General features: G+C 58.2%; 21 protein-coding genes and 2 pseudogenes. 15 read left to right on the top strand and 8 right to left on the bottom strand.

Annotated features, from left to right (window positions below; translation table 11 throughout):
- Positions 1-180: 180 nt before the first annotated feature.
- Positions 181-576 (bottom strand): peptide-methionine (R)-S-oxide reductase MsrB, encoded by a 396-nt coding sequence (msrB, locus tag ACA058_RS22855; RefSeq protein ID WP_497636020.1) that lies wholly within the window; start codon positions 574-576, stop codon positions 181-183.
- Between the two features lie 225 nt (positions 577-801).
- Between msrB and ACA058_RS22860 the strand changes: the two genes are divergently transcribed.
- Complete coding sequence (locus ACA058_RS22860; protein ID WP_008030363.1) at positions 802-2,013, top strand: pyridoxal phosphate-dependent aminotransferase; 1,212 nt, start codon at positions 802-804, stop codon at positions 2,011-2,013.
- A gap of 315 nt (positions 2,014-2,328) precedes the next feature.
- Entirely contained in the window at positions 2,329-3,219 is an 891-nt protein-coding gene (htpX, locus tag ACA058_RS22865; RefSeq protein ID WP_497636021.1) for a protease HtpX, read from the top strand.
- Between the two features lie 63 nt (positions 3,220-3,282).
- Here the strand turns inward: htpX and ACA058_RS22870 are convergent, their stop codons facing one another.
- Positions 3,283-3,939, bottom strand: a complete 657-nt coding sequence (locus ACA058_RS22870; RefSeq protein ID WP_497639987.1) for a thiopurine S-methyltransferase — start codon at positions 3,937-3,939, stop codon at positions 3,283-3,285.
- Positions 3,940-4,042: 103 nt separating this feature from the next.
- Here ACA058_RS22870 and ACA058_RS22875 point away from each other — a divergent pair, with 103 nt between their 5' ends.
- On the top strand, positions 4,043-4,810 hold the full coding sequence (locus tag ACA058_RS22875; RefSeq protein ID WP_497636022.1) for a DODA-type extradiol aromatic ring-opening family dioxygenase: 768 nt from the start codon (positions 4,043-4,045) through the stop codon (positions 4,808-4,810).
- 25 nt (positions 4,811-4,835) lie between these two features.
- Here ACA058_RS22875 and ACA058_RS22880 read toward each other — a convergent pair whose 3' ends face one another.
- The gene (locus tag ACA058_RS22880) at positions 4,836-5,561 is read right to left on the bottom strand and encodes a UTRA domain-containing protein (RefSeq protein WP_497636023.1); all 726 of its coding nucleotides are present in this window, start codon (positions 5,559-5,561) and stop codon (positions 4,836-4,838) included.
- Between the two features lie 363 nt (positions 5,562-5,924).
- On the opposite strand from ACA058_RS22880, the gene ACA058_RS22885 reads away from it, so the two are divergent.
- The 6 genes from ACA058_RS22885 to ACA058_RS22910 all read left to right on the top strand — a co-directional run bounded on the left by ACA058_RS22885 (position 5,925) and on the right by ACA058_RS22910 (position 11,283).
- Positions 5,925-6,989: an ABC transporter substrate-binding protein gene (locus tag ACA058_RS22885; protein WP_497636024.1), complete on the top strand. Its 1,065-nt coding sequence runs from the start codon at positions 5,925-5,927 to the stop codon at positions 6,987-6,989.
- 184 nt (positions 6,990-7,173) lie between these two features.
- Positions 7,174-7,980, top strand: coding sequence for an alkaline phosphatase family protein (locus tag ACA058_RS22890; RefSeq protein ID WP_497636025.1), 807 nt, complete (start codon positions 7,174-7,176; stop codon positions 7,978-7,980).
- Positions 7,981-7,985: 5 nt separating this feature from the next.
- The gene (locus ACA058_RS22895) at positions 7,986-8,822 is read left to right on the top strand and encodes an ABC transporter permease (RefSeq protein WP_497639988.1); all 837 of its coding nucleotides are present in this window, start codon (positions 7,986-7,988) and stop codon (positions 8,820-8,822) included.
- Positions 8,809-9,609, top strand: a complete 801-nt coding sequence (locus tag ACA058_RS22900; RefSeq protein WP_497636026.1) for an ABC transporter permease — start codon at positions 8,809-8,811, stop codon at positions 9,607-9,609. Before ACA058_RS22895 ends, ACA058_RS22900 begins: the two co-directional genes overlap by 14 nt.
- Positions 9,606-10,595: an ABC transporter ATP-binding protein gene (locus tag ACA058_RS22905; protein WP_497636027.1), complete on the top strand. Its 990-nt coding sequence runs from the start codon at positions 9,606-9,608 to the stop codon at positions 10,593-10,595. Before ACA058_RS22900 ends, ACA058_RS22905 begins: the two co-directional genes overlap by 4 nt.
- A 34-nt stretch (positions 10,596-10,629) precedes the next feature.
- On the top strand, positions 10,630-11,283 hold the full coding sequence (locus tag ACA058_RS22910; RefSeq protein WP_497636028.1) for an HAD family hydrolase: 654 nt from the start codon (positions 10,630-10,632) through the stop codon (positions 11,281-11,283).
- Positions 11,284-11,397: 114 nt separating this feature from the next.
- Here the strand turns inward: ACA058_RS22910 and ACA058_RS22915 are convergent, their stop codons facing one another.
- A complete protein-coding gene (locus ACA058_RS22915) occupies positions 11,398-12,360 on the bottom strand; it encodes a zinc-binding dehydrogenase (RefSeq protein WP_497636029.1) in 963 nt (320 codons plus the stop codon).
- A gap of 138 nt (positions 12,361-12,498) precedes the next feature.
- On the opposite strand from ACA058_RS22915, the gene ACA058_RS22920 reads away from it, so the two are divergent.
- The 4 genes from ACA058_RS22920 (at position 12,499) to ACA058_RS22935 (ending at position 17,998) form a co-directional block, all read left to right on the top strand.
- Positions 12,499-14,580, top strand: coding sequence for a carboxy terminal-processing peptidase (locus ACA058_RS22920; protein ID WP_497636030.1), 2,082 nt, complete (start codon positions 12,499-12,501; stop codon positions 14,578-14,580).
- A gap of 134 nt (positions 14,581-14,714) precedes the next feature.
- Positions 14,715-16,514, top strand: a complete 1,800-nt coding sequence (locus tag ACA058_RS22925; protein ID WP_497636031.1) for a bifunctional diguanylate cyclase/phosphodiesterase — start codon at positions 14,715-14,717, stop codon at positions 16,512-16,514.
- A gap of 415 nt (positions 16,515-16,929) precedes the next feature.
- Positions 16,930-17,460 (top strand): DUF2867 domain-containing protein, encoded by a 531-nt coding sequence (locus ACA058_RS22930; RefSeq protein WP_497636032.1) that lies wholly within the window; start codon positions 16,930-16,932, stop codon positions 17,458-17,460.
- A 148-nt stretch (positions 17,461-17,608) separates the two neighbouring features.
- On the top strand, positions 17,609-17,998 hold the full coding sequence (locus ACA058_RS22935; protein ID WP_497636033.1) for a hypothetical protein: 390 nt from the start codon (positions 17,609-17,611) through the stop codon (positions 17,996-17,998).
- An 815-nt stretch (positions 17,999-18,813) separates the two neighbouring features.
- Here the strand turns inward: ACA058_RS22935 and ACA058_RS22940 are convergent.
- The 3 genes and pseudogenes from ACA058_RS22940 to istA form a co-directional block, all read right to left on the bottom strand.
- Positions 18,814-19,365: pseudogene (locus tag ACA058_RS22940) on the bottom strand (transposase); the annotation flags it as partial.
- 124 nt (positions 19,366-19,489) lie between these two features.
- Positions 19,490-20,245 carry an IS21-like element ISPsy14 family helper ATPase IstB gene (gene istB / locus ACA058_RS22945; protein WP_024264899.1) on the bottom strand — a complete coding sequence of 252 codons (756 nt, stop codon included), beginning with the start codon at positions 20,243-20,245 and terminating at the stop codon, positions 19,490-19,492.
- A gap of 20 nt (positions 20,246-20,265) precedes the next feature.
- Positions 20,266-21,780, bottom strand: coding sequence for an IS21 family transposase (gene istA, locus ACA058_RS22950; protein ID WP_497636034.1), 1,515 nt, complete (start codon positions 21,778-21,780; stop codon positions 20,266-20,268).
- 350 nt (positions 21,781-22,130) lie between these two features.
- On the opposite strand from istA, the pseudogene ACA058_RS22955 reads away from it, so the two are divergent.
- Both ACA058_RS22955 and ACA058_RS22960 read left to right on the top strand, forming a co-directional pair.
- A pseudogene (locus ACA058_RS22955) lies at positions 22,131-22,721 on the top strand (LysR substrate-binding domain-containing protein); the annotation flags it as partial.
- A 320-nt stretch (positions 22,722-23,041) separates the two neighbouring features.
- Entirely contained in the window at positions 23,042-24,178 is a 1,137-nt protein-coding gene (locus ACA058_RS22960) for an aminotransferase class V-fold PLP-dependent enzyme (protein ID WP_497636035.1), read from the top strand.
- Between the two features lie 75 nt (positions 24,179-24,253).
- On the opposite strand, the gene ACA058_RS22965 is transcribed toward ACA058_RS22960, so the two are convergent.
- Positions 24,254-24,580, bottom strand: coding sequence for a hypothetical protein (locus tag ACA058_RS22965; RefSeq protein ID WP_497636036.1), 327 nt, complete (start codon positions 24,578-24,580; stop codon positions 24,254-24,256).
- Positions 24,581-24,942 lie beyond the last annotated feature (362 nt).

The following is a 24,942-nucleotide window of genomic DNA, read 5'->3' on the forward strand; positions in this document are numbered from 1 at the left end:
GTAGGGGGTGATGTGACAAACATAGCGAGCAATTGAATTGTGTGCAATTTAATTAATTAAACATCAACCACTGTAGGAGCGAGCATGCTCGCGATGGTCGCCAACGATAACGCGGGACGCCTGGTGCCCCGTGTTGTTTTCTGGTCCATCGCGAGCATGCTCGCTCCTACAGGGCTCGCATTACTCGCGTGGCACCAGGTCCAGGCACACCGAGTTGATGCAATAACGCAGACCTGTTGGCGGCGGCCCGTCCGGGAATACGTGTCCCAGGTGCGCATCGCATTTGGCGCAGACCACTTCGGTACGGATCATGCCGTGGCTGACATCACGAATCTCGGTCATGGCGCTATCGCCGATCGGTGCATAAAAGCTTGGCCAGCCGCAGCCGGAATCGAACTTGGTCCTGGAGTCGAACAACGGCTCGTTGCAGCAGATGCAGTGGTAAATACCGTCGGTCTTGGTGCCATTGTACTTACCGGAAAACGGGCGTTCGGTGCCCTTGAGGCGGCAAACGTTGTACTGCTCCGGATCAAGCATGGCTTTCCATTCTTCCAGGGTTTTTTCCAACTTTTCCATCATCACACCTCAGCAGCTGAAAAAGCCCGATCTGTACCTTTTCCACGGATCGGGCGGCACGTATGATTGCGCCTCGTCAAACGCCAGTCTGGCAGCCAGACCACGCGCATTCAAACGGATTTATGGGTGCTGCATTCAAGGCGTCAGGCCTGTGTGAATACGCAGGATTCCCAGCACGGTTGTCCATACGCCGCCTGGATCGTTCATTTTCGGGAACACATCGCCATGCAGGTCAGCAAATCGAACAAGCTCGCCAACGTCTGCTACGACATTCGCGGCCCAGTGCTCAAGCACGCCAAACGCCTGGAAGAGGAAGGCCATCGCATCCTCAAGCTGAACATCGGCAACCCGGCGCCCTTTGGTTTCGAAGCGCCGGACGAAATCCTCCAGGACGTGATCCGCAACCTGCCGACCGCCCAGGGTTACAGCGACTCCAAGGGCCTGTTCAGTGCGCGCAAGGCCGTCATGCAGTACTACCAGCAAAAGCAGGTGGAAGGTGTCGGCATCGAGGACATCTACCTGGGCAACGGCGTTTCCGAACTGATCGTGATGTCGATGCAGGCCCTGCTCAACAACGGCGACGAAGTGCTGGTACCGGCTCCCGACTACCCGTTGTGGACCGCCGCGGTGAGCCTGTCGGGCGGTAACCCGGTGCATTACCTGTGCGACGAGCAGGCCAACTGGTGGCCGGACCTGGCCGACATCAAGGCCAAGATCACCCCGAACACCAAGGCGCTGGTCATCATCAACCCGAACAACCCGACCGGTGCGGTGTATTCGAAAGAAGTCCTGCTGGGCATGCTGGAACTGGCCCGCCAGCACAACCTGGTGGTTTTTTCCGACGAGATCTACGACAAGATCCTTTACGACGATGCCGTGCACATCTGCACCGCGTCCCTGGCGCCGGACCTGTTGTGCCTGACCTTCAACGGCTTGTCCAAGTCCTATCGCGTGGCCGGTTTCCGTTCCGGCTGGATCGCCATTTCCGGACCGAAACACCACGCCCAGAGCTACATCGAAGGTATCGACATGCTGGCCAACATGCGCCTGTGCGCCAACGTGCCAAGCCAGCACGCGATCCAGACCGCGCTGGGTGGCTATCAAAGCATCAACGATCTGGTGCTGCCGCAAGGGCGCCTGCTGGAACAGCGTAACCGCACCTGGGAACTGCTCAACGACATTCCTGGCGTGAGCTGCGTCAAACCGATGGGCGCGCTGTATGCGTTCCCGCGGATCGACCCGAAGGTCTGCCCGATCCACAACGACGAAAAGTTCGTCCTCGACCTGCTGCTCTCGGAGAAGCTGCTGGTGGTGCAAGGCACGGCCTTCAACTGGCCATGGCCCGACCACTTCCGCGTCGTGACCCTGCCGCGCGTCGATGACCTGGACATGGCCATCGGACGCATTGGCAATTTCCTCAAATCCTATCGCCAGTAAGCGGCCTGTCACCGTGCGATGCCAGAAACATCGCACGTTGATTCATTCTGCAACACATGCTTGTGCCCTACCCATGACCTCTGCCTCGAAGCCTGTGCAATGACACATTGCCTGGTCACGTCGAGTAACGACGGGCACTCAGCCGCCGGTGGCCTGACAAACACTTCGCCTTCCCACGTCGGAAATGCCCTGCAAACAGCTACGCTATCGCTGTAGGACACAGTTTGAAATAGTCACTCGGTTGAATACCCCGTTGCAGCACCTTATATACCCCGCAGTACGCTACATCTTTAGCATGAGGAGATTTCTACAACCATGATGCGCATCCTGCTGTTCTTGGCCACTAACCTGGCGGTCGTGCTGATTGCCAGCATCACCCTGAGCCTTTTCGGCTTCAACGGGTTCATGGCGGCCAATGGGGTTGATCTCAACCTCAATCAGCTGCTGATTTTCTGTGCGGTCTTCGGTTTCGCTGGTTCCCTGTTCTCGCTGTTCATCTCCAAGTGGATGGCGAAGATGAGCACCAGCACCCAAATCATCAGCCAGCCGCGCACGCGTCACGAGCAATGGCTACTGCAAACGGTCGAGCAACTGTCCCGCGAAGCCGGGATCAAGATGCCCGAAGTCGGTATCTTCCCGGCCTACGAGGCGAACGCCTTTGCCACGGGCTGGAACAAGAACGACGCACTGGTCGCCGTAAGCCAGGGCCTGCTGGAGCGTTTCTCGCCGGATGAAGTGAAAGCCGTCCTGGCCCACGAAATTGGCCACGTGGCCAATGGCGACATGGTCACCCTGGCCTTGATCCAGGGCGTGGTGAACACCTTCGTGATGTTCTTCGCACGGATCATCGGCAACTTTGTCGACAAGGTGATCTTCAAGAACGAAGAAGGCCAGGGCATTGCCTACTACGTGGCGACCATCTTCGCCGAACTGGTCCTGGGTATCCTGGCCAGTGCCATCGTCATGTGGTTCTCGCGCAAACGCGAATTCCGCGCCGACGAAGCCGGTGCACGCCTGGCCGGTACCAATGCGATGATTGGCGCACTGCAACGCCTGCGTGCGGAACAGGGCCTGCCGGTGCATATGCCTGACACCCTGAATGCCTTCGGCATCAATGGTGGCATCAAACAGGGCTTCGCCCGCATGTTCATGAGCCACCCGCCGCTGGAAGAGCGCATCGACGCACTGGCGCGTCGTCGCGGTTGAGAGCTGGCGAAGTAAACAAGAAGGCCCGCAGTGATGCGGGCCTTTTTTTTCTGCTGATTTCGATTACCGGCTGGAAACCCGATAAACGCGCTCCTCAAGCCGCGTGACTCCTGCCTCCAGAAACTTCCCGCCCTCGCTCAGCACATCCTGATCTTCCAGGATCTTCAGCGTCCACGAAGCACCGAACAACCGCTGCACCTCTTCATCGAGCACAGCAAACGGCGGACCGGGCATCTGCGCCTGGTCGTAATCCAGCGTAATCAACAACCCAAGCGCATCCTTCGGCAGAATCCGCGTTAGATGCGCGGCGTATTGCTCACGCATTGGCGGCGGTAGCGCAATCAGCGCGGCGCGGTCGTAAAGAGCGGCGCAATCGGCAACATCACCGGCAGTCAACGCAAAAAAATCACCGCACCAAAGCTCGATCGAGCCCGCCCGATAGACCTTGAACGGGCCCTGCTCGCTGACATCAGGGTCGAAATGGTGCTCATTGAAGAAATCCTCAATGGCCTTTTCCGACAGTTCGATTCCCAACACCTCATGGCCTTCGCGTGCGAGCCACAACAAATCCAGACTCTTCCCACACAACGGCACCAGCACGCGGGCGCCGTCCTCCACACCCAATTGCGGCCAAAACCTTTGCAGATAGGGATTCACTTGCGGCAAGTGAAAGCCGATCTGATTCGACGCCCACTTTTTGTGCCAAAACTCCGGCTGCATAAATAACCCCGAAAATTCGATCAAAACACCCTAAAACTTATATTAGATTTAGATCAATGATCTGACAGAAGATGGCGCTATCTTAACTCTCAGGAGCTCATCCATGTTCCCCAGCCTGTACATATCCCATGGCTCGCCGATGCTGGCCCTGGAACCTGGCGCGAGCGGGCCGGCCCTCGCTCGCCTGGCGGCAGAAATGCCCAGGCCAGACGCCATCGTGATTGTCTCCGCGCACTGGGAAAGCGATGAACTGCTGGTCGGCGGCAACCCGCAGCCAGACACCTGGCATGACTTCGGCGGTTTTCCACGGGCACTGTTCGAGGTGCAATACCCGGCCCCCGGTAACCCTGGGTTGGCCGCACAGGTGGTCAATCTGTTACACGCCAATGCCCTTCCCGCCCGCATCGACAACACACGACCGTTCGACCATGGCGTCTGGGTGCCGCTGTCGTTGATGTACCCGCAGGCCGATATCCCGATTGTGCAGGTTTCACAGCCCACCCGAGGCGGCCCGGCGCTACAGGCCCGAGTTGGCCATGCCCTGGCAGGCTTGCGCGAACAGGGCGTGCTGTTGATCGGCTCCGGCAGTATTACCCACAACCTGCGAGAGCTGGACTGGCATGCCGGCCCCGAGAGCGTGCAACCCTGGGCTCAGGTATTCCGCGACTGGATGATCGAAAAGCTGGCGGCAAACGATGAGGCCGCCTTGCACGACTATCGCCGGCAAGCACCGAACGCGGTGCGTAACCATCCCAGCGATGAACATTTGTTGCCGTTGTACTTTGCCCGCAGTGCCGGGGGCCAGTTCAGCATTGCCCACCAGGGATTCACCCTGGGCGCGTTGGGCATGGACATCTACCGTTTCGGATAAGGGCTAGAGCCTGCGACGGCCAGGTTCAGGCCACATCGACGCCCACATCGACCCCCACATGGATCGCATCGTGGCGCCAAAACTCCAGGTCACAATCGATCAGCCGCTCATGCTGATCGTAATTGACCCGGGCGATGCGCAGTCCAGGACTGCCCACCGACACCCGCAATGCGGCCGCCGCGTCTGCCGACAACGCCGTCGGCACGATCTCGAAGCGCACCCGCCCGTAGTGCAGGTCGTAGTGCCGCGCATACAGCTCGGTGATCGACTGATTCAAGTCGAAATCCAGGATGCCCGGAAAATACTGCGGATTCAGATAGTGCTCCACGTACAACACCAGTCGCCCATCGATACGCCGCGAACGACAGACCTGAATCACGCTCGACAACGCCGGCAACTGTAACCAGGCACAGACCGCCGCCGATGCCGGCTGCAATCGCGCTGAAATGACTTCTGTGGACGGCACTCGCCCCTGGGCGCTGACCATGGCGTGAAAGTGGCTGCGTTGCATCAGGTTATAGGCCAGGCGCGGCGGCGACACGAACCAGCCACGACGCTCTTCGCGATAGATCTGGCCTTGGGCTTCGAGCTGCAGCAACGCCTCGCGCACGGTAATGCGCGTGGTGCCAAACAACTCACTGAGCTTGCGTTCAGCTGGCAACTTGCTCCCGGCAGCCAGCAGCCCGTGATCAAGCTGCTCCTGAAGCACTTGGCCAATGGTTGTCACCGCTTTTGTTGCCTCATCGCGCATCAACGTTACCTATCTGGACTAGACCAGCACTCTTTCAGGGCAGAACCGGCGGGAAAATCGGCTGTTTGAAGATCCTGCAAGCGTAGGCAATGCAGATGACCGAGAGATGACAAAGCCGCCCGACGGTCATTCCAACAACTCGTCCAACAACCTGCAAGACATCGGCCAAGTCCCTTGCGCAATGGGGCTTCGCCCATGGTCTACGCTTACTTGGCACCCGCCAATACCGGGCAGATAAACATCCATCGGGGCGACGAGCGACATCAAAGTGTCATTGAGCCGCCTTAGATTGGCTCAGGTATTGCTGACCTAGACCAACACAATCGCAATCGCAGCGTTGAAAACGCCCATAGGAGCTTCGGAATGAAACAGCTTTTCCTGGCATCACTGTTAGGCTCGACCATTGCCATGTGCACCGCCGCCATGGCGGCTGATGATTTGAAAACCCTTGAAGCCGCTGCGAAAGCGGAAGGCGCAGTAAACAGTGTCGGCATGCCCGATGACTGGGCCAACTGGAAAGGCACCTGGGAAGATCTGGCGAAGAAATACGGCCTCAAGCACATCGACACCGACATGAGCTCGGCCCAGGAGATCGCCAAGTTCGCCGCCGAGAAAGACAACGCCAGTGCCGACATCGGTGACGTCGGTGCAGCCTTTGGCCCGATCGCGGTGAAACAGAACGTTACCCAGCCCTACAAGCCATCCACTTGGGACCAGGTGCCGACCTGGGCTAAAGACAAGGACGGTCACTGGGCGCTGGCCTATACCGGCACCATCGCCTTTATCGTCAACAAAAAGCTGCTGCACGGCTCCGACGTACCGACCAAATGGGCTGACCTCAAAACCGGCAAATACAAGGTATCGATCGGTGACGTGAGCACCGCCGCCCAGGCTGCCAACGGCGTTCTGGCTGCTGCCTATGCCAACGGTGGCGATGAGAAAAACCTGCAACCGGCACTGCTGCTATTTGCCGACCTCGCTAAACAAGGTCGCTTGTCGATGTCCAACCCGGTCATAGGCGCCATGGAAAAAGGCGAGATCGAAGTCGGCGTGGTCTGGGACTTCAACGGCCTGAGCTACAAGGCCAAGATGGCCAATCCGGATGACTACGTGGTGCTGATCCCGTCCGACGGCTCGGTGATTTCCGGCTACACCACCATCATCAACAAATACGCGAAGAACCCGAACGCCGCCAAGCTGACCCGCGAGTACATCTTCAGCGACGCCGGCCAGATCAACCTGGCCAAGGGCAACGCCCGTCCAATCCGCGCCGATCACATCACTCTGCCGGAAGACGTGAAGTCCAAACTGCTGCCAAACGAGCAGTACAAAAAGGTCACGCCGATCAAGGACGCGGATGCGTGGGAAAAAACCTCCAAGGCCCTGCCGCAGAAGTGGAACGAAGAAGTCATCGTAGAAATGAAATGATGCGGTAGGTCCCCAGTGCGGGATCTGATGGAAATCCTTGTGGGAGCGAGCCTGCTCGCGAAAGCGGTCTGACATTCAACATTGGCTCTGAATGTTAAGCCCCCTTCGCGAGCAGGCTCGCTCCCACAAGGAATGGTGATGTTTTCGAGATTTCCGAATTCCTGTTTCACGGAGTTTTGCCCCTATGAAGCACAACGTCATCCTTGTCGTGCTCGACGGCCTCAATTACGAAGTCGCCCGCCACGCCATGGGGCACCTGCAGGCTTACGTCGGTGCAGGACGCGCCGCACTCTACAAACTGGAGTGCGAGCTGCCGGCCCTGTCCCGACCGCTCTACGAATGCATCCTCACCGGCGTGACACCGATCGAGAGCGGGATCGTTCACAACAATGTATCGCGCCTGTCCAATCAGCGCAGCATCTACCATTACGCCACCGATGCCGGCCTGAAAACCGCCGCTGCGGCTTATCACTGGGTCAGTGAGTTGTACAACCGTTCCCCATTCGTGGCGGCCCGGGATCGCCACACCGACGACCCCGCCCTTCCGATCCAGCACGGGCATTTCTACTGGAGCGATCACTACCCCGACTCGCACCTGTTCGCCGACGCCGAAAGCCTACGCTTGCGTCAGGCGCCAAATTTCCTGCTGGTGCACCCGATGAACATCGACGACGCCGGGCACAAGCACGGCCTCGACACCCCGCAGTACCGCAACAGCGCGCGCTCGGCGGACATCATCCTCGCCGACTACCTACAGAACTGGCTCGACGCCAGCTATCAGGTGCTGGTGACCGCCGACCACGGCATGAACAACGACCGATCCCATAACGGTCTGCTGCCCGAAGAACGCGAAGTGCCGCTGTTCGTGCTCGGCGATGCCTTCAGCTTCAACGCCGATGCCACGCCGAAACAGACCGAAATTTGCGGCACCGTCTGTGAACTATTGGGCGTACCCCACGACAAACCTGTGTGCAGGGAGCTGCTCAAGTGAACGCCATGACTCGCGGCAAATGGCTGGCAGCCTTGTGCCTGGTGCCTTTCACCCTGTTCTTCATCGTGTTCGAAATCGCCCCGCTGGTGTGGGTGATGACCAATAGCCTGGAGTCGGAAGAGTTCGGCTGGGGCCTGGCCAACTTCACCAGGATCTTCAGTTCCAAGTTTTACCTGCAGGCGATCCAGTACAGCCTCGAGATCAGTTTTTGGTCCAGCGTGTTCGGCATCATCATCGCGGTACTCGGTGCCTATTCCCTGCGCCGGGTCGACTCGAAGCTGCGCAACTTCGTCAACGCCTTCGCCAACATGACCAGCAACTTCTCCGGCGTGCCGCTGGCCTTCGCGTTCATCATCCTGCTGGGTTTCAACGGCAGCTTCACCATCATGCTCAAACAGGCCGGAATCATTCAGGACTTCAACCTGTATTCGAAAACCGGGGTGATCATTCTCTACACCTACTTCCAGATTCCCCTTGGCGTGCTGCTGCTCTACCCGGCCTTCGACGCCTTGCGCGAAGACTGGCGCGAGTCCGCCGCGCTGCTCGGCGCCAACGGTTGGCAGTTTTGGCGCCACATCGGCCTGCCGGTGCTGACCCCGGCACTGCTTGGCACCTTCGTGATCCTGCTGGCCAACGCCCTCGGCGCCTACGCCACGGTGTACGCCCTGACCACCGGCAACTTCAACGTGATGCCAATCCGAATCGCGGCGATGGTCTCGGGCGATATTTCCCTCGATCCGAACCTGGCCAGTGCCCTGGCCGTGGTGCTGGTGGCGTTGATGACCCTGGTGACCATCGTGCATCAGCTGCTGTTGAAGAGGAGCTACCATGTCACGCGCTGAATTGGGCCCTGTCGGCATCTACCATCGGGTAGTGGTCTACCTGCTGTTTACCATCCTGTTGCTGCCTCTGCTCGGCACCTTCATCTATTCGATTTCCAGCAGTTGGTCGGCAACGATTCTGCCCAGCGGTTTCAGCATCAAATGGTACGCGCAGCTGTGGAGCGATCCGCGCTTTCTGAATGCTTTCGGCCAATCGCTGCTGGTCTGCGTCGGTGCATTGATACTTTCGGTGGTGCTGATTCTGCCGCTGCTGTTCGTGGTGCATTACCACTTCCCCAAACTCGATGCGCTGATGAACATCCTGATCCTGCTGCCCTTCGCCGTACCGCCCGTGGTGTCGTCGGTGGGGCTGTTGCAGCTCTATGGTTCCGGGCCGTTTGCAATGGTCGGTACGCCATGGATCCTGATCGGCTGCTATTTCACCGTAGCGCTGCCGTTCATGTACCGCGCCATCACCAACAACCTGCAAGCAATCAACCTGCGCGACCTGATGGACTCCGCCCAGTTGCTCGGCGCGAGCACTTTCCAGGCAGCGTTCCTGGTAGTGCTGCCGAACCTGCGCAAGGGCTTGATGGTGGCGCTGCTGCTGTCGTTTTCGTTCCTGTTCGGTGAGTTCGTGTTCGCCAACATCCTCGTCGGCACCCGCTACGAAACCCTGCAGGTCTACCTCAACAACATGCGCAACAGCAGCGGCCACTTCACCAGTGCGCTGGTGATTTCCTACTTCTTCTTCGTACTGGTTCTGACCTGGGCGGCCAATATCTTGAACAGGGACAAAAGCGAATGAGCTATGTCAGCGTCCAACATCTGCAGAAAAATTACGCCGGCACCACGGTGTTCAGCGACATCAACTGCGAAGTCCAGAAGGGTGAGTTCGTCACCCTGCTCGGCCCGTCCGGTTGTGGCAAGTCCACCCTGCTGCGTTGCATCGCCGGACTGACCTCGGTGGATGGCGGCCAGATCCTGCTCGATGGTCGCGACCTCGTGCCATTGAGCCCGCAAAAACGCGGGATCGGCATGGTGTTCCAGAGTTATGCGCTGTTCCCCAACATGACCGTGGAACAAAACGTCGCGTTCGGCCTACGCATGCAAAAGGTCAACGCCGATGACAGCCACAAGCGGGTCGCCGAGGTGTTGAAGCTGGTGGAACTGACCGACTTTGCCAGCCGCTACCCGCACCAGCTGTCGGGAGGCCAGTGCCAACGTGTCGCCCTGGCTCGTTCATTGGTAACCCGACCGCGCCTGCTGTTGCTGGATGAACCGCTGTCGGCCCTGGATGCACGGATTCGCAAGCACCTGCGCGAACAGATCCGTCAGATCCAGCGCGAGCTGGGCCTGACCACGATCTTCGTCACACACGACCAGGAAGAAGCGCTGACCATGTCCGATCGCATTTTCCTGATGAACCAGGGAAAGATCGTACAAAGCGGTGACGCTGAAACCCTTTACACGGCACCGGTGGATGTTTTCGCCGCCGGTTTCATCGGCAACTACAACCTGCTGGATGCCGACAGCGCGTCAAAGCTGTTGCAACGGCCGATCAACCACCGTATCGCCATTCGTCCTGAGGCCATCGAACTGAGCCTCGACGGCGATCTCGACGCCCAAGTGCGCAGCCACAGCCTGCTGGGCAACGTGATTCGCTACCGGATCGAAGCCCGAGGCGTGGAACTGGTGGTGGATGTGCTCAATCGCTCGGCGTCCGACTTGCATCCCGATGGTCAGCGCCTGGCGCTTTCCATCGATCCGACGGCACTGTGTGAGGTAGCCTGATGCCCTTGCTGATGTTGAAGAGAGAACTGCACTAATGGCCCTGGCAATTTTTGATCTGGACGAAACCCTGATCCACGGCGACTGCGCCTCGTTGTGGAGTGAGCAAATGGTCCGCCTCGGCTGGGTCGACGGCGAATCCTTCCTGCGTCGCGACAAGGAATTGATGGATGCCTACGGCAGGGGTCACCTGGCCATGGAGGACTACATGGCCTTCAGCCTGGAACCCTTGATCGGCCGTACTCCCGCAGAAGTCGAGCACCTGGTCGGCCCCTGGGTGGAAGACTTCATCGAACCGATCATCTTCAGCGACGCCACCAAAACCATCGCCGCCCACCGCAAGGCCGGCGACCGGATCCTGGTGATCTCGGCCTCGGGTGTCCATTTGGTCAAGCCGATTGCCGAACGCCTGGGCATCGATGAAATTCTTGGTATCGAGCTGGAAGTGGCTCACGGGGCGTATACCGGCAAGACCGTCGGCACGCTGACGTATCGCGAAGGCAAGATCACCCGGTTGCTGGAATGGCTGGATGCCGAAGAGGAAAACCTGGAAGGTGCGAGCTTCTATTCGGACTCACGCAATGATTTGCCGTTGTTGCTGAAGGTCGATTTCCCGCACGTGGTCAATCCGGACCCGGTGTTGCGCGAGCAGGCGGAAAAGGCCGGCTGGCCGATCCACCTCTGGAAGTAACACCGATTCCCTGTGGGAGCGAGCCTGCTCGCGAAAGCGGACATACATTCAACACATACGTCGAATGACACACCGCCTTCGCGAGCAGGCTCGCTCCCACAAGGTTTTGTGGTGTCAGGTCAGGCTCTCATCAACCACCAACACCAGCTTCCCCGCCACCTTATTACTCGCCAACTCGGCAAACGCCGCTTCGGCATCCTTGATCGGGAAAGCCTTGGCCAGTTGCGGGCTCAAGCGTTTATCCGCAAACAGCGGCCAGACATGCAGGCGTAGATCGCTGAACAGATCCGCCTTGAACTGATCATCGCGGCTGCGCAGGGTCGAGCCCAGCAGTTGCACACGCTTGGCCAGCACCTGCGCCAGATCCAACTTCGCCTCGCGGCCGCCCATCAGGCCGATCAACACCCAACGGCCATCAGTCGCCATCAGTTTCAGGTTTAGCGCTGCATAGTTGCCGCCCACCGGGTCGAGGATGACATCGAACGGCCCCAGGTCGCGCAGGCTGTCCAGCTCGTCAGTGCGCACCACACCGCCCTGGGCGCCGAGCGCTTCGCAGTAGGCCAGGCGCTCAGCGGAGCCGACACTGACCCAGCACGGATTGCCGAACGCCTTGCACAGCTGAATGGCTGCTGAACCGATTCCACTTGCCCCGGCGTGTAGCAGAACTTTTTCACCGGGTTTGAGCGCTGCCAGTTGAAACAAATTCAACCAGACGGTCGCATACACTTCCGGCAACGCGGCGGCTTCGGCCAGCGACATTTCGTCGGGAACCGGCAATACATGCCGTCCGTCGACAACCACCTCTTCGGCCATGCCGCCCCCGGCCAGCAAGGCGCAAACCCGATCCCCCACCTGCCACGACGAACCCGGACCCACTTCGCTGATCACCCCCGAGCACTCTAGACCAAGCACCTGACTGGTCCCCGGCGGTGGCGGATAAAGACCGGCCTTCTGCAACAAATCGGCACGATTGAGACCCGCTGCCGCCACTCGAATGCGAACTTGCCCTACATCACACGCAGGACTGGGCTCTTCAAGCCACTCCACTTGACCGTCAACGCCTTGCAATGCTTTCACAGTGCCTCCATAGTGAGTCTGGACTGAGCCCGAAGCTGTAGCGCCGGGCTTTTTGCATTATGCGACCGGCTCTTGTGGAACCGGCGACTTCAAAGACGGCCTAATATGCGTTATCAATTGTCCCCGCGTCGAATCAACATGAAGCGTTTGTTCCCCAGCACTGCCCTCGCCCTTTTCATCGGTTTCGGCCTGCTGCCGATGTCGAGCAGTTCTTTTGCAGCCAATAGCTGGGACAAGCTTCAGCCCGACCGTGACGAAGTCATCGCCAGTCTGAACGTCGTGGAGTTGCTCAAGCGCCACCACTACAGCAAGCCGCCGCTCGACGACGCGCGCTCGGTGATCATCTATGACAGCTATCTGAAATTGCTCGATCCGTCGCGCAGCTACTTCATGGCCAGCGACATTGCCGAATTCGACAAGTGGAAGACCCAGTTCGACGACTTCCTCAAGAGCGGCGACCTCAACGCCGGTTTCACCATCTACAAGCGCTACCTGGACCGCGTCAAGGCGCGTCTGGACTTTGCCCTGGCCGAGCTGAACAAGGGCGTCGACAAGATCGACTTCACCTCCAAGGAAACCTTGCTGATCGACCGCAAGGATGCCCCTTGGCTCAAATCCACTGCCGAACTCGACGACCTGTGGCGCAAACGCGTCAAGGACGAAGTGCTGCGGCAGAAGATCGCGGGCAAGGATTCCAAGCAGATCCAGGAAACCCTGACCAAGCGCTACAAGAACCAGCTGGCGCGCCTGGACCAGACCCGCGCGGAAGACATCTTCCAGGCGTACATCAACACCTTCGCCATGTCCTACGACCCGCACACCAACTATCTGTCGCCGGATAACGCGGAAAATTTCGACATCAACATGAGCCTGTCCCTGGAGGGCATCGGCGCCGTGTTGCAGAGCGATAACGATCAAGTGAAGATCGTGCGCCTGGTACCGGCAGGTCCGGCGGACAAGACCAAGCAAGTCGCTCCGGCCGACAAGATCATCGGTGTTGCCCAAGGCAATAAAGAGATGGTCGACGTGGTCGGCTGGCGTCTGGACGAAGTGGTCAAGCTGATCCGCGGTCCCAAAGGCACCATCGTGCGCCTGGAAGTGATCCCGGCCAGCAATGCGCCGAACGACCAGACCAGCAAGATCGTGCCGATCACCCGCGAAGCGGTGAAGCTTGAAGACCAGGCGGTGAAAAAGTCGGTCCTCAACCTCAAGCAGGATGGCAAGGACTACAAGCTCGGTGTTATCGAGATCCCGGCCTTCTACCTGGACTTCAAGGCCTTCCGTGCCGGCGATCCGGATTACAAGAGCACCACCCGCGACGTCAAGAAGCTGCTGACCGAGTTGCAAAAGGACAAGGTTGACGGCGTGGTCATCGACCTGCGCAACAATGGCGGTGGCTCCTTGCAGGAAGCTACCGAGCTGACCAGCCTGTTCATCGACAAGGGCCCTACCGTACTCGTGCGTAACGCCGATGGACGGGTCGATGTCCTGGAAGACGAAAACCCCGGCGCCTTCTACAAAGGCCCGATGGCGCTGCTGGTCAACCGCCTGTCCGCCTCGGCTTCGGAAATTTTCGCCGGCGCCATGCAGGACTACCACCGCGCCCTGATCATCGGCGGCCAGACCTTCGGCAAAGGCACCGTGCAGACCATCCAGCCGCTGAACCATGGCGAGCTCAAGCTGACACTGGCCAAGTTCTACCGGGTTTCCGGGCAGAGCACCCAGCATCAGGGCGTACTGCCGGACATCGATTACCCGTCGATCATCGACACCAAGGAAATCGGCGAAAGCGCCCTGCCGGAAGCCATGCCGTGGGACACCATCCGTGCAGCGATCAAGCCTGCGGTCGATCCGTTCAAACCGTACATCACCCAGCTCAAGTCCGAGCATGACGTACGCACGGCCAAGGACGCGGAGTTCGTGTTCATCCGCGACAAGCTGGCCCTGGCGCAGAAACTGATGACGGAAAAAACCGTCAGCCTCAATGAAACCGAGCGTCGTGCCCAGCATACCGATATCGAAGCCAAGCAGCTTGCCATGGAGAATATCCGTCGCAAGGCCAAGGGCGAAGAGCCGCTCAAGGAATTGAAGAAAGAAGACGAAGACGCTATCGCGGCCGAGGACGACAAGACCAAGCCGGAAGACGATGCCTACCTGAGCGAGACCGGGCGCATTCTGCTGGATTACCTGAAGCTCAATACGGCGGTAGCCAAGCACTAGGATTGACGGCAATTTAATGCTGACGCTCCCCGGAGCGTCATCAAACAGTCATCATTCTGTCGTGAAATATCGGACCGGTAGCGCCTCTTTCAATCAAGAGCACGCCCGGTCCTTTTTTTTCGCCAGAGATCGCCATGACCACAACCGAACAGCTGAGTGCCTTGAGTTCAATCCTGGCTCAAAGCGGTTTGCACAGCCTGTTCCAACCCATCATTTGCCTCTCTGAACGACGCATCCTGGGCTACGAAGCCCTGAGCCGCGGCCCCTCCAATAGTCCGTTGCACTCCCCTGTCGCCCTGTTCGCCGTCGCCCGCCAGGCGGGTCGCCTGAGCGAACTGGAAATCGCCTGCCGGCAGAGTGCGTGCCGGCGCTTCAACGAACAACAACTGCCCGGCAAACTGTTCCTCAACGTTTCCCCGGAATCCTTGCTCGAAGCGGCTCACCAACCCGGTCGCACGTTGCAGTTGCTGCAGGATTTCGGCATTGCACCGAACCAGGTGGTGATCGAACTCACCGAGCAGACCCCGACCGACGACTTCCAGCTGCTGCATACCGCCCTGCATCATTATCGGGCCATGGGTTTTTCCATTGCGCTGGACGATCTGGGCGCGGGTTACTCAAGCTTGCGCCTGTGGTCCGAATTACGTCCCGACTACGTGAAGATCGACCGACACTTCATCGACGGCATTCACCTGGATGCCCTCAAGCGTGAGTTCGTTGGCTCGATCCTGCAAATTGCCAAAGCCTCGCGGGCACAGGTGATCGCCGAAGGCATCGAATTGCCGGAAGAACTGGCGGTATTGACCGAAATGGGCGTTGACCTGGTCCAGGGCTATTTGCTCTGTCGGCCACAGGAGCATCCGCCGCGCGATGCCCGCACCTTGATGCCCAGGCGCGACAGCACCGCCGTAGCGTTGGGCGACGACGGCAGCGACCTGAGTGCCCTGCTCAACGACCAGCCCGCGGTGGCCCGCGACACCCCGACCGCTACCGTGCTCGAAGCCTTCCGTCGCCAGGCCAACCTTAACTCGCTGGCGGTGCTGGATGAGCAAGGCCAGCCTTGCGGGATCGTCCATCGGCATTCGCTCTCGGATGCCTTGCTCAAGCCGTTTGCCACCGACCTGTTCGCCCGCAAACCGATCAGCCGCCTGATGAGCGACGACTTCCTGGCCGTCGAGATAAGTCAGTCGCTGCAGCAGGTCAGCCGGCTGATTACCAGCCGCGCCCGGCAACGCATCGAAGAAGACTTCATCATCAGCCTCAATGGCAATTACCTGGGCCTGGGTCGGGTGATCGATGTGCTCAAGCTGATCACCGAACTGAAAATCCAGCAAGCGCGCTACGCCAACCCGCTGACCCTGCTGCCGGGCAACGTACCGATCCAGCAATGCCTGACACGACTGCTGCAACAGCAACGCGAATCGGTGATCTGTTACGTGGACATCGACAGCTTCAAACCCTTCAACGACATCTACGGCTACGGCCGTGGTGATGAAGTCCTGTTGTGCCTGGCGCAATGCCTGAATGATCGCATCGACCCCTCCCGGGACTTCGTCGGCCACATCGGCGGCGATGACTTTCTGCTGGTACTGGGCCCGGACGACTGGCGCAAACGTTTGAACCAGTTGCTCGACGACTTCCAAAGCCAGTGCCGGCGCTTCTACCGCAGCGAACACCTGGAAGCCGGCTGCTTCATCGCTCCTAATCGCCAAGGGTTGCGCCAGGAATTCCCCTTGTTGTCACTGTCGATCGGCGTGGTGCATTTACACCCACAGGCCTGCGCACAACTCGATGCCAGCCAGTTGGCGGAAATGGCCTCCCAGGCCAAGCATCACGCGAAGAATGTGCCGGGGTATAGCGTGCATGTGATTGATAGCCTGGCGGGGACGGGGCGAGAGAGTGAATTGTTGATTGCGAAATTGCACTGCACTTGACCACCTGATTGCATTGGTACTGACCAGGCGTTTGTATTGCACTTGACCAGGCGTTTGTATTTCGATCTGAGCACCGATTTCATCGGTTTTTACCAATATGCTTAGTCAACATGATCGGCGGAGAGTTGTCCTTTGCTGCCGGTGGCAACAGGCAGATATCGGCCAGTAGCAGACGGTGGACACAGTGATGGCAAATAGGCCGCGTTACCGATGCTGCTTTCGAATCCAGAAGGCAGCAGGGCTAGCCGCCCTTGTCGTGTTTCTCTCAGGGCGATGTTGCGTTTGCCGCAACCACATCTAAGCTAGACAAGCACTTGCAGGCGACAACGAGCGTTATACGACAAGCCACACCGCAACAAGAAACGCGACATGGCATGTCGTCTAATTAGTAGTTAGACCTCAGGAGAGATCCCCGATGCCCAGAGAATTCGAGCTCATTACGTCCGTGCCAGTCCCCTCGAGGTCCGGCATCTCCCACCTTTACAAATCAATGAACCTAGCGGACGCTTTTGCGATTCAGCTCCCTGCGGGCACATCTAGCAATCCAGATTTGCTAGCTCGATTCATCCTTTCCCACCAGCCATCCTGGATCGGATGGCTCACGAAAGCCCGAGACACTATCGTTGCCTCTTTTGGTCTCAAGACAGCCAAACACTTGGCATCACTTGCTAATCGGATTGGAGTCTTCAAGCTCTACAGCACGAACCAGACTGAAATCGTGTTGGGAGAGGACGACAAGCACCTCGACTTCCGGATATCGGTTCTATGTTCCGGGGAGGCAGAGCCAGAAGGCAGTCACCAACTCGTTGTTTCAACCGTGGTCCAGTGCCACAACCGTCTAGGCCGGGCCTACATCTTCGTCATTGCCCCTTTTCACCGCTTGGTTGTTAAGGCCAGCCTCCTCCGTGCAGCGCGAATCGGTTGGCCTCTGGCTACCTGCCCCTAAGGCTGAGAACGCTGTGTGCCCCTCTGAAATATAACCCTTCCATCGAGAGGCTTGTTCCGCCAAGCCCGGCCATGCCTCTCAAATCAAACGTTAGGCCTCTAAGATTCATTCGCTCCATCTGCCGTACATCACTAAAGGAAAGGAAAATATGTCCAAGTCTGCGTTCAGTGCCAAGGTCTTCGCCATATATTTGTTCGTCGTTGGTGCCGTGTTAGCCGTAGTGCCGAACTTCTTGCTGTCGATCTTTCGGATTCCCCCAACCTCCGAGGTCTGGATTCACGTGGTTGGCGTTATCGCGTTCAATATCGGCATCTACGCATGGGTCGCAGCCAAGCACGAAAACAAGCCATTTTTGGAAGCGTCGGTGTACACGCGCTTCGTCGTCTTCGTGGCCTTCACTACCTTCGCTGTCGTTGGCCTCGCCAGTCCAATGATCGTTCTCTTCGGAGTAGCGGATCTTTTTGGAGGCATATGGACCTACTTCGCACTGAAAGCCGATGCTCAGTCGATCAGGCCTATTCTGGCGGACCAGCACTGAGGCCTAACTCTTCCATCGAGTTGACGTTAGGTTCAATAAATATCTGCTCAATAGACATTCAAGAATGGGAAAGCCAAAGAAAAAAGGGGACTGATTTGAATGGCACTTACTTAGCAGCTAACCACTTGAGGAAAAAGCGAGGAAAAAGGGGACGACGGAAAAAGGGACGGAAAAAGGGGACAGATCTATTTTTCTACTTTTCTGGAAAAAATAAATCTGCCCCTTTTTGCTGGCGTGATGACGGACAGGCCTATTCGTACACAAATAAAAAAGCAGCTCTCAGGAGCTACTTTTCGATCCTACTCCCCCTTTTTGTGCTTATGGGGTTTCAAGTCTGGATGATCTTTTTGCTTTTCGGGCGTAACTCTCTGCCTCTTGTCCGGAGTGCCATCTTCGTTTGTTCTTTTAGGGCCAGGTTTGATACTCATGGTCGATTTCCTTTCTCGCTTGGGTTGTTAAATCCTGCATTGTAACTAGCCGGTTTTTTACAACTGTCAACAGGGAGAGGCCAAGGGTTGCGTAGCCATAACCAACTCCCTATGTGTAGAGTGACTTGACCCGACAGCAGATGCTCCCAGGTAACCTAACTAATTGGGGAGACGAGTTTTGATTTCAAGTGGCCACCATCAAAAAATGTGTTATTACTCTCCGTAGCCCTTGAAATCACATGAATCAGGACAGATCGTATCTAGTCTCGTGGTCACATGATGACCGCCCTTGGCCGTTCTCTGCCGGTCATGGTTACGAAGCGTGCCGGTCAAATCCGATGCAAAGGCTCGGCGTTTTTCAAGGTGGTTGTCGCGTCAACCGTCTAACTATGCTGCTCTTTTCTCGACCTGTTGCTCTCGATCCGGGTTCAACAGCACGGTGCCGATCGGCTCCCAGTTGCGTGTGCAACCCGACCACCGTTCCGGCTTTTTCTCTTTGGCTCGTTCGTACAGCTCATGTCGCCGGGCCAAGACCTGATGGTCCAGTCCTCGATGCCGCTCAGCCGGTGTGACGAACCGGATTCGACTATGCCGGTGCTCGTTGTTGTACCAGCGCATGAAATCCCTCACCCAAGCTCGTGCGGCGTCCAGACTGGCAAAGCCATCCTGCGGCCATTGCGGGCAGTATTTCAACGTTCTAAACAACGACTCCGAGTATGGATTGTCGTTGCTTACCCGCGGTCGGCCCCGCGAGGGCGTGATGCCCAGTTCGTACATCTTGCTCAACAGCGTCACCGATTTCATCGGCGCTCCGTTGTCCGAGTGCAGCACCAGCGGTTCGTGTAAACACTGCTCGCCGATCACGCTGCGTTGCAGCAGCGCGGCGGCTTTCTCGCCGCTTTCCGCGTCGTAGACCTCCCAGCCCACGGCTTTGCGTGCGGATTCCACGACACTTGGACACTCAGCCCACGATCATTTGGACACTCGTTCCATGCTCACTTGGACACCTGATCCACGTCCACTTGGACAGGCAGTCGGAGCGCAGCGACGCAGGTTTGCATTGTTAGTCTGAAGTCTCTGTCGCCGTCAATTTCGTTGCGCGTCTGCGCATCGATTCGCCCTTCAGTTCGATCCGATAAGCGTTGTGCACCAGCCGGTCGAGGATCGCATCGCCCAAGGTCGGATCGCCGATCAGCGCGTGCCATTTGTCCACTGGCATCTGGCTGGTCACTAGCGTCGAGCGGTTACCGTAGCGGTCGTCCAGCAGTTCAAGCATGTCGCGCCGTTGCGCAGCGGTAAACGGCGCCAAGCCCCAGTCGTCCAGGATCAGCAAGTCGGTCTTGGCATAACCCGCCATCAGTTTCGCGAAGCGGCCGTCGCCGTGGGCCAGGCCTAGTTCTTCCATCAAGCGCGGCAAGCGCAGATAACGCACGCTGTAACCGTCGCGGCAGGCCTTATGAGCCAGCGCGCAGGCGAGCCAGGTTTTGCCTACGCCAGTTGGGCCGCCGATGATCAGGTTCAGGCCGTCGCGCAGCCACTGGCCGCTGCCCAGTTGCAGGATCAAGGCCTTGTCCAGACCGCGCGGACTGCGATAATCGATGTCTTCCAGGCAGGCGTTATGGCGCAGTCGTGCGGCCTTGAGGCGAGTCGTCAGGCGTGCGTCTTCGCGCTCGGTCAGCTCGCGGTCGACCATCAGACCGAGGCGTTCGTCGAAGCTGAGATCGTTGATGTCAGGCGTTGCATGTTGTTCGCCAAGCGCCTTGATCATGCCGTGCAGGCGCAGGGTTTGCAGCTTGTCGAGTGTCGGGTTGGGCAGCATTTTGGTGGTCCTTTTTCAGGTCAGTGGTAGTAGCCAGGGCCGCGCAGGTTGATGTGTTCTTCAGGCAGTAACGGTAGGTTTTGCTGGGCCAGCGGCAGTCGTTCCAGCCCTTGGCGCAGGATCGATTCAAGGCTTTTGTAGCTGCACGCGCCCAGTGCCAGCGCTCGCTGGCAAGCGGCTTCCAGCCGCTCTTCGCCGTGCTGTTTGCTCAGGCGCAGGATCCCCAGGCAGGCGCGGAAGCCGTGCTGCGGATGGATTCGGCGTTCGAGGATGTAGGCGATGACACCAGCGGTGTTCGGCCCGGTCTGCTCAGCCCAGTGGATCAGTCGCTGCGGCGTCCATTCGGCATGTTCGCGGTGACTTTTGGGCATGTGCTCGGTTTGGGTGGTGTGGCGGCCTTTATGTGCTGAGCGCAGATGGCTGGCCACCCGCTGGTTGGCGTGGAAGCACTCGACGGTCTTAGCGGTTAGCCGCACTTCGAGTTGGTGCTTCACCAGCTGGTACGGCACCGAGTAGTAATGGCCGTCGACCTCGACGTGGTAGTCGATGTGCACCCGCACCTTTTTCCATTCGGCGTAGACATACGGATGTTCTGGTAGCGGTTGCAGTGCGGGTTGGTCGATGGTCTCGAAGGCCGAACGGCGTGAGCCGGGCAGCTTCTTGAAGGGCTTCTGATTGAGGCGATCCACGAGCAGCGCGATGGCTGTGTTGAGTTCGCCCAAGGAGAAGAACTGGCGGTTGCGCAGCACCGCCAGGATCCAGCGCTCGACCACCTGCACACCGACTTCAACCTTGGCTTTGTCCTTGGGTTTACGCGAGCGCGCGGGCAGCACGGCTACGCCGTAATGCTCGGCGAGATCGCGGTAACTGGGGTTGATATCCGGCTCGTAGCGATGCGCCTTGGTGACGCCGCTGCGCAGATTGTCCGGTACCAGGATCTGCGATGTACCGCCGAGAAAGGCGAAGCAGCGCACGTGCGAGCCCAGCCAGTCAGGCAGTTTCTGCGACCAGGTGGCCTCGGCGAAGGTGTAGCTGGACGCGCCGAGGACGGCGACGAAGATCTGCGTCTGGCGTATCTCCCCGGTTCGCCGATCAATAACTGGCACGGTCTGGCCGGCGTAATCAACGAACAGCTTCTCGCCGGCACGGTGTTCCTGGCGCATGACCACATCGATCTTCGCGGCCCAGAGGCGGTAGTGCTCGCAGAACCAGCTGTACTGGAAACCTTGCGGGTGAGCGAGTCGATACTCCTGCCAAAGCAGGGCCAGAGTTACACCCGGGCGACGTAACTCGGCATGGACATGAGCCCAGTCCGGCATCGGACGTTGATCGCTGGGAACCGTCGGCGCTGGCGGGAATAGACATCGCTCCAGTTCGGCGTCCGACAACTGCGTGGGCCAAGTCAGCCCGCAAGCGTTGAAGCGGTGCAGATAATTGCCGGCACTGCCGCTGCTGATGCGAAGGCTGGTGGCAATTTTGCGCACGGACAGGCCGGCGTCGAACTTTAGGCGTAGTACCTCTCGGATTTTACGCATGGATATACGCTCCACGACGACCTCTTCGCTTCGAGAAAAGAGGTCGATGGTAGTGAATAATCCTGCGTTGCTGCCTGCCTGAGCTTGGGTCGGATCAGTGAGAGATTACTGTCCAAGTACTCGTGGAATCAGTGTCCAAGTGGTCGTGGAATGAGTGTCCAAGTCAGCGTGGAATCGCTGTCCAAGTGTTCGTGGAATGGGTGTCCAAGTGCGCATGGAATCCCCAGCTTTGCGGCTGTAAATATCCTCGATCAGATAGCAGGGAAAAGCAGGGAAAAGGGGACGGATTTATTTTTCCTTGATTTATTTTTCCTTATCTTTTTGGAAAATAAATCCGTCCCTTTTTTTGGACGCCGCTGCTGCAGATGTACCCGGATATCAAGCTGGAATTCGATATCAACTATGGCTTTCGCGATATCGTCGCCGACCGCTTCGATGCTGGCGTGCGCTTCAGTGACACGGTGGCCCAAGACATGATTGCCGTGCCCATTGGCCCCGCGATACGAATGGCCGTAGTGGCAGCGCCAAGCTACTTCGCTAAAAATCCCGTCCCTGAACACCCTCGAGATCTGGCGGCACATCGCTGCATCGACATACGTTTCCCCACCTATGACGGCATGGACGCGTGGGAATTCGAGCGCCAGCGCAAGAAGCTGAAAGTGCGGGTAAACGGCCAATTGCTATTTAACTCCACCACCCATATCGCCGATGCAGCGGTGAGCGGGCTGGGCATCGCTTACCTGCCCGAGGACGAATTCGCCTCACAACTGGCTCAAGGTCGCCTGGTTCGGGTGCTGGAAGACTGGTGTGAGCCTTTCGGAGGTTTTCACCTGTACTACCCCAGCCGCCGGCAACCCTCCCAGGCATTTTCGCTGGTCGTTGATGCATTACGGGTGGACCGCTTGCCACCAGATGACAGCATGACCGTCACGGATGCGTGACCACGACGATTGAGTGAAAAGTGAGAGTGAAAAGGGGACGGATTTATTTTTCCTTCTCTTTTTGGAAAATAAATCCGTCCCTTTTTTTTCCCTTTTTTTTCCTTAACCATGCCGGATGCAATGGGGCACGAGGTGCTTGATTACAAAGGCCCACCCTCCCACAACTCAGCAGCCACCTGCGAGCATTGCTACCTCCAGTAATGGACCTGATGATGCCAGCCGCTCGACAGAAGTCGCAATTCAATCCCGAGCAATCTTGTCATTTGCCAAGGCTTAGGGCAGGGTCGATACCACTGAGATCTCTGCCAAAGGAGTCATTCATGTCAAAGCTCTATCCCAGTATCGATCCCGAGGGGCTGGTCGAGTACTCGGTGGTCTACACCGACCGCTCGCTCAACCACATGTCGCAGTCGTTCCAAGGCGTGATGAAGAACATTTCCAGGACCCTGAAACAGGTCTACAACGCCCAGGCTGTTGCGGTGGTCCCGGGCAGCGGCACATTCGGCATGGAAGCGGTGGCGCGACAGTTTGCCACCGACCAGCAATGCCTGGTGATACGCAACGGCTGGTTCAGTTATCGCTGGAGCCAGATCCTTGAGATGGGCAACATCCCGGCGGCCACCACGGTGCTGAAAGCCCGACCGGTCGACATTGGTCGCCAGGCTGCCTACGCCCCACCCCCTCTGGACGAAGTGCTGGCAGCCATCCAGGCGCAGAAGCCGCAGATTGTCTTCGCCCCCCACGTTGAAACCTCATCAGGGATTATCCTGCCCGACGAGTACCTGCGGGCCGTCGGCGACGCCGTGCATGCGGTGGGTGGCCTGTTCGTGCTGGACTGCATCGCCTCAGGCACGCTTTGGGTTGATATGCAGAAATGCGCAGTCGACCTGCTGATCAGCGCACCGCAGAAAGGCTGGAGCGCCTCCCCTTGCTGCGCCCTGGTGATGCTCAGTTCTTTGGCCCTCGAGCGCATCGAACAGACGCATAGCAGCAGCTTCGCCTGCGACCTGAAAAAGTGGCTTCAGATCATGCAGGCCTACGAACAGGGCGGACATGCCTACCATGCGACCATGCCCAGCGATTCCCTCGCGCGATTTAACGAAGTGATGAAAGAGACGCAAGCCTACGGTTTCGAGAAGGTCCGCGGCGAACAACAGGCTCTGGGCGATCGGGTGCGCGCAATGTTGATCGGCAAAGGCATCAAAAGCGTGGCTGCAGCCGGCTTTCAGGCCCCTGGCGTAGTCGTGAGCTACACCGATGATGCCGACATCAAGAGCGGTAAGAAATTTGCCAACCACGGCCTACAGATCGCCGCCGGAGTGCCGTTGCAATGCGACGAGCCGGCCGACTTCCAGACCTTCCGCATCGGTCTGTTCGGACTCGAAAAGCTGCACAATATCGAGCGCACGGTCAGCACCCTCGAGCAGGCACTGGACGAGGTGATGGGGCAGCGGTGATTAGAAAGGAAGCCTCCGCGGGCAAGTCGATCGCCGCCCGCGAAGAGGCCAGCTCTAACACTACAAATCTCTGAGCTAATCCGCCGCTGACTGAGCCCGTAACCGCCGCCCAATCACATCCAGCACATCACAGCCATCGCGAAGCGGGATGGCGCACAGCAAGGCAAAATCGCTGAGGATGAAGGATTCACATTCGATCGTTCCACGCATGGACAGGTTCTCCAGCACTTGGGTTACAGCGCGAATTCGATAGCCGGCCGCGTCATACAAAACATCCAGCGGCGCTTGGGTATCCACGAACAGGGTGGGTATGTCGGTGCAGTTGCTGGTGAGCGCCATGAAGCGGTTTTCGGGGTGGGGAATTGGTTTTTCGTAAGGTGGATCGGGATGCAGTGATGTCATTTTGAAACCCTAAAAGTCTGAGGGGAACTGCCATCCGCCTTCCTACAGGTTAGGGTGGCAGCTATGCGCGGGGTAGGAATATCGAGACTTTTAGGGCGAAAACTCGACCACGCCGAAGCGTGCCCACACATAGCCGCCGCAACGAATCTTACGGACGCAATTCAACGGCCGCAATCAAGTATCGACGCTATATCACCTTAAAAGTCTTGAAGGGTTCCTACACCCTGTCACTGCATATGCAGCGACCCCCAAAGCCTATCGATTGAACTCCCTGCGCACCAGTTCACGAAAACCGCCACAACTTGAAGGAAACTTCCTAGGACCTTGCCCAGAAATTTCGCCCAATTAAACGCAACGAGGCA

The sequence above is a fragment of the Pseudomonas sp. LBUM1649 genome, from assembly GCF_059716155.1.

Excerpts from the sequence above, each read along its gene's own strand:
- msrB (WP_497636020.1), bottom strand. The coding sequence starts at position 576 with ATGGAAAAGTTGGAAAAAACCCTGGAAGAATGGAAAGCCATGCTTGAT.
- ACA058_RS22860 (WP_008030363.1), top strand. The coding sequence starts at position 802 with ATGCAGGTCAGCAAATCGAACAAGCTCGCCAACGTCTGCTACGACATT.
- htpX (WP_497636021.1), top strand. The coding sequence starts at position 2,329 with ATGATGCGCATCCTGCTGTTCTTGGCCACTAACCTGGCGGTCGTGCTG.
- ACA058_RS22870 (WP_497639987.1), bottom strand. The coding sequence starts at position 3,939 with ATGCAGCCGGAGTTTTGGCACAAAAAGTGGGCGTCGAATCAGATCGGC.
- ACA058_RS22875 (WP_497636022.1), top strand. The coding sequence starts at position 4,043 with ATGTTCCCCAGCCTGTACATATCCCATGGCTCGCCGATGCTGGCCCTG.
- ACA058_RS22880 (WP_497636023.1), bottom strand. The coding sequence starts at position 5,561 with ATGCGCGATGAGGCAACAAAAGCGGTGACAACCATTGGCCAAGTGCTT.
- ACA058_RS22885 (WP_497636024.1), top strand. The coding sequence starts at position 5,925 with ATGAAACAGCTTTTCCTGGCATCACTGTTAGGCTCGACCATTGCCATG.
- ACA058_RS22890 (WP_497636025.1), top strand. The coding sequence starts at position 7,174 with ATGAAGCACAACGTCATCCTTGTCGTGCTCGACGGCCTCAATTACGAA.
- ACA058_RS22895 (WP_497639988.1), top strand. The coding sequence starts at position 7,986 with ATGACTCGCGGCAAATGGCTGGCAGCCTTGTGCCTGGTGCCTTTCACC.
- ACA058_RS22900 (WP_497636026.1), top strand. The coding sequence starts at position 8,809 with ATGTCACGCGCTGAATTGGGCCCTGTCGGCATCTACCATCGGGTAGTG.
- ACA058_RS22905 (WP_497636027.1), top strand. The coding sequence starts at position 9,606 with ATGAGCTATGTCAGCGTCCAACATCTGCAGAAAAATTACGCCGGCACC.
- ACA058_RS22910 (WP_497636028.1), top strand. The coding sequence starts at position 10,630 with ATGGCCCTGGCAATTTTTGATCTGGACGAAACCCTGATCCACGGCGAC.
- ACA058_RS22920 (WP_497636030.1), top strand. The coding sequence starts at position 12,499 with ATGAAGCGTTTGTTCCCCAGCACTGCCCTCGCCCTTTTCATCGGTTTC.
- ACA058_RS22925 (WP_497636031.1), top strand. The coding sequence starts at position 14,715 with ATGACCACAACCGAACAGCTGAGTGCCTTGAGTTCAATCCTGGCTCAA.
- ACA058_RS22930 (WP_497636032.1), top strand. The coding sequence starts at position 16,930 with ATGCCCAGAGAATTCGAGCTCATTACGTCCGTGCCAGTCCCCTCGAGG.
- ACA058_RS22935 (WP_497636033.1), top strand. The coding sequence starts at position 17,609 with ATGTCCAAGTCTGCGTTCAGTGCCAAGGTCTTCGCCATATATTTGTTC.
- istB (WP_024264899.1), bottom strand. The coding sequence starts at position 20,245 with ATGCTGCCCAACCCGACACTCGACAAGCTGCAAACCCTGCGCCTGCAC.
- istA (WP_497636034.1), bottom strand. The coding sequence starts at position 21,780 with ATGCGTAAAATCCGAGAGGTACTACGCCTAAAGTTCGACGCCGGCCTG.
- ACA058_RS22960 (WP_497636035.1), top strand. The coding sequence starts at position 23,042 with ATGTCAAAGCTCTATCCCAGTATCGATCCCGAGGGGCTGGTCGAGTAC.
- ACA058_RS22965 (WP_497636036.1), bottom strand. The coding sequence starts at position 24,580 with ATGACATCACTGCATCCCGATCCACCTTACGAAAAACCAATTCCCCAC.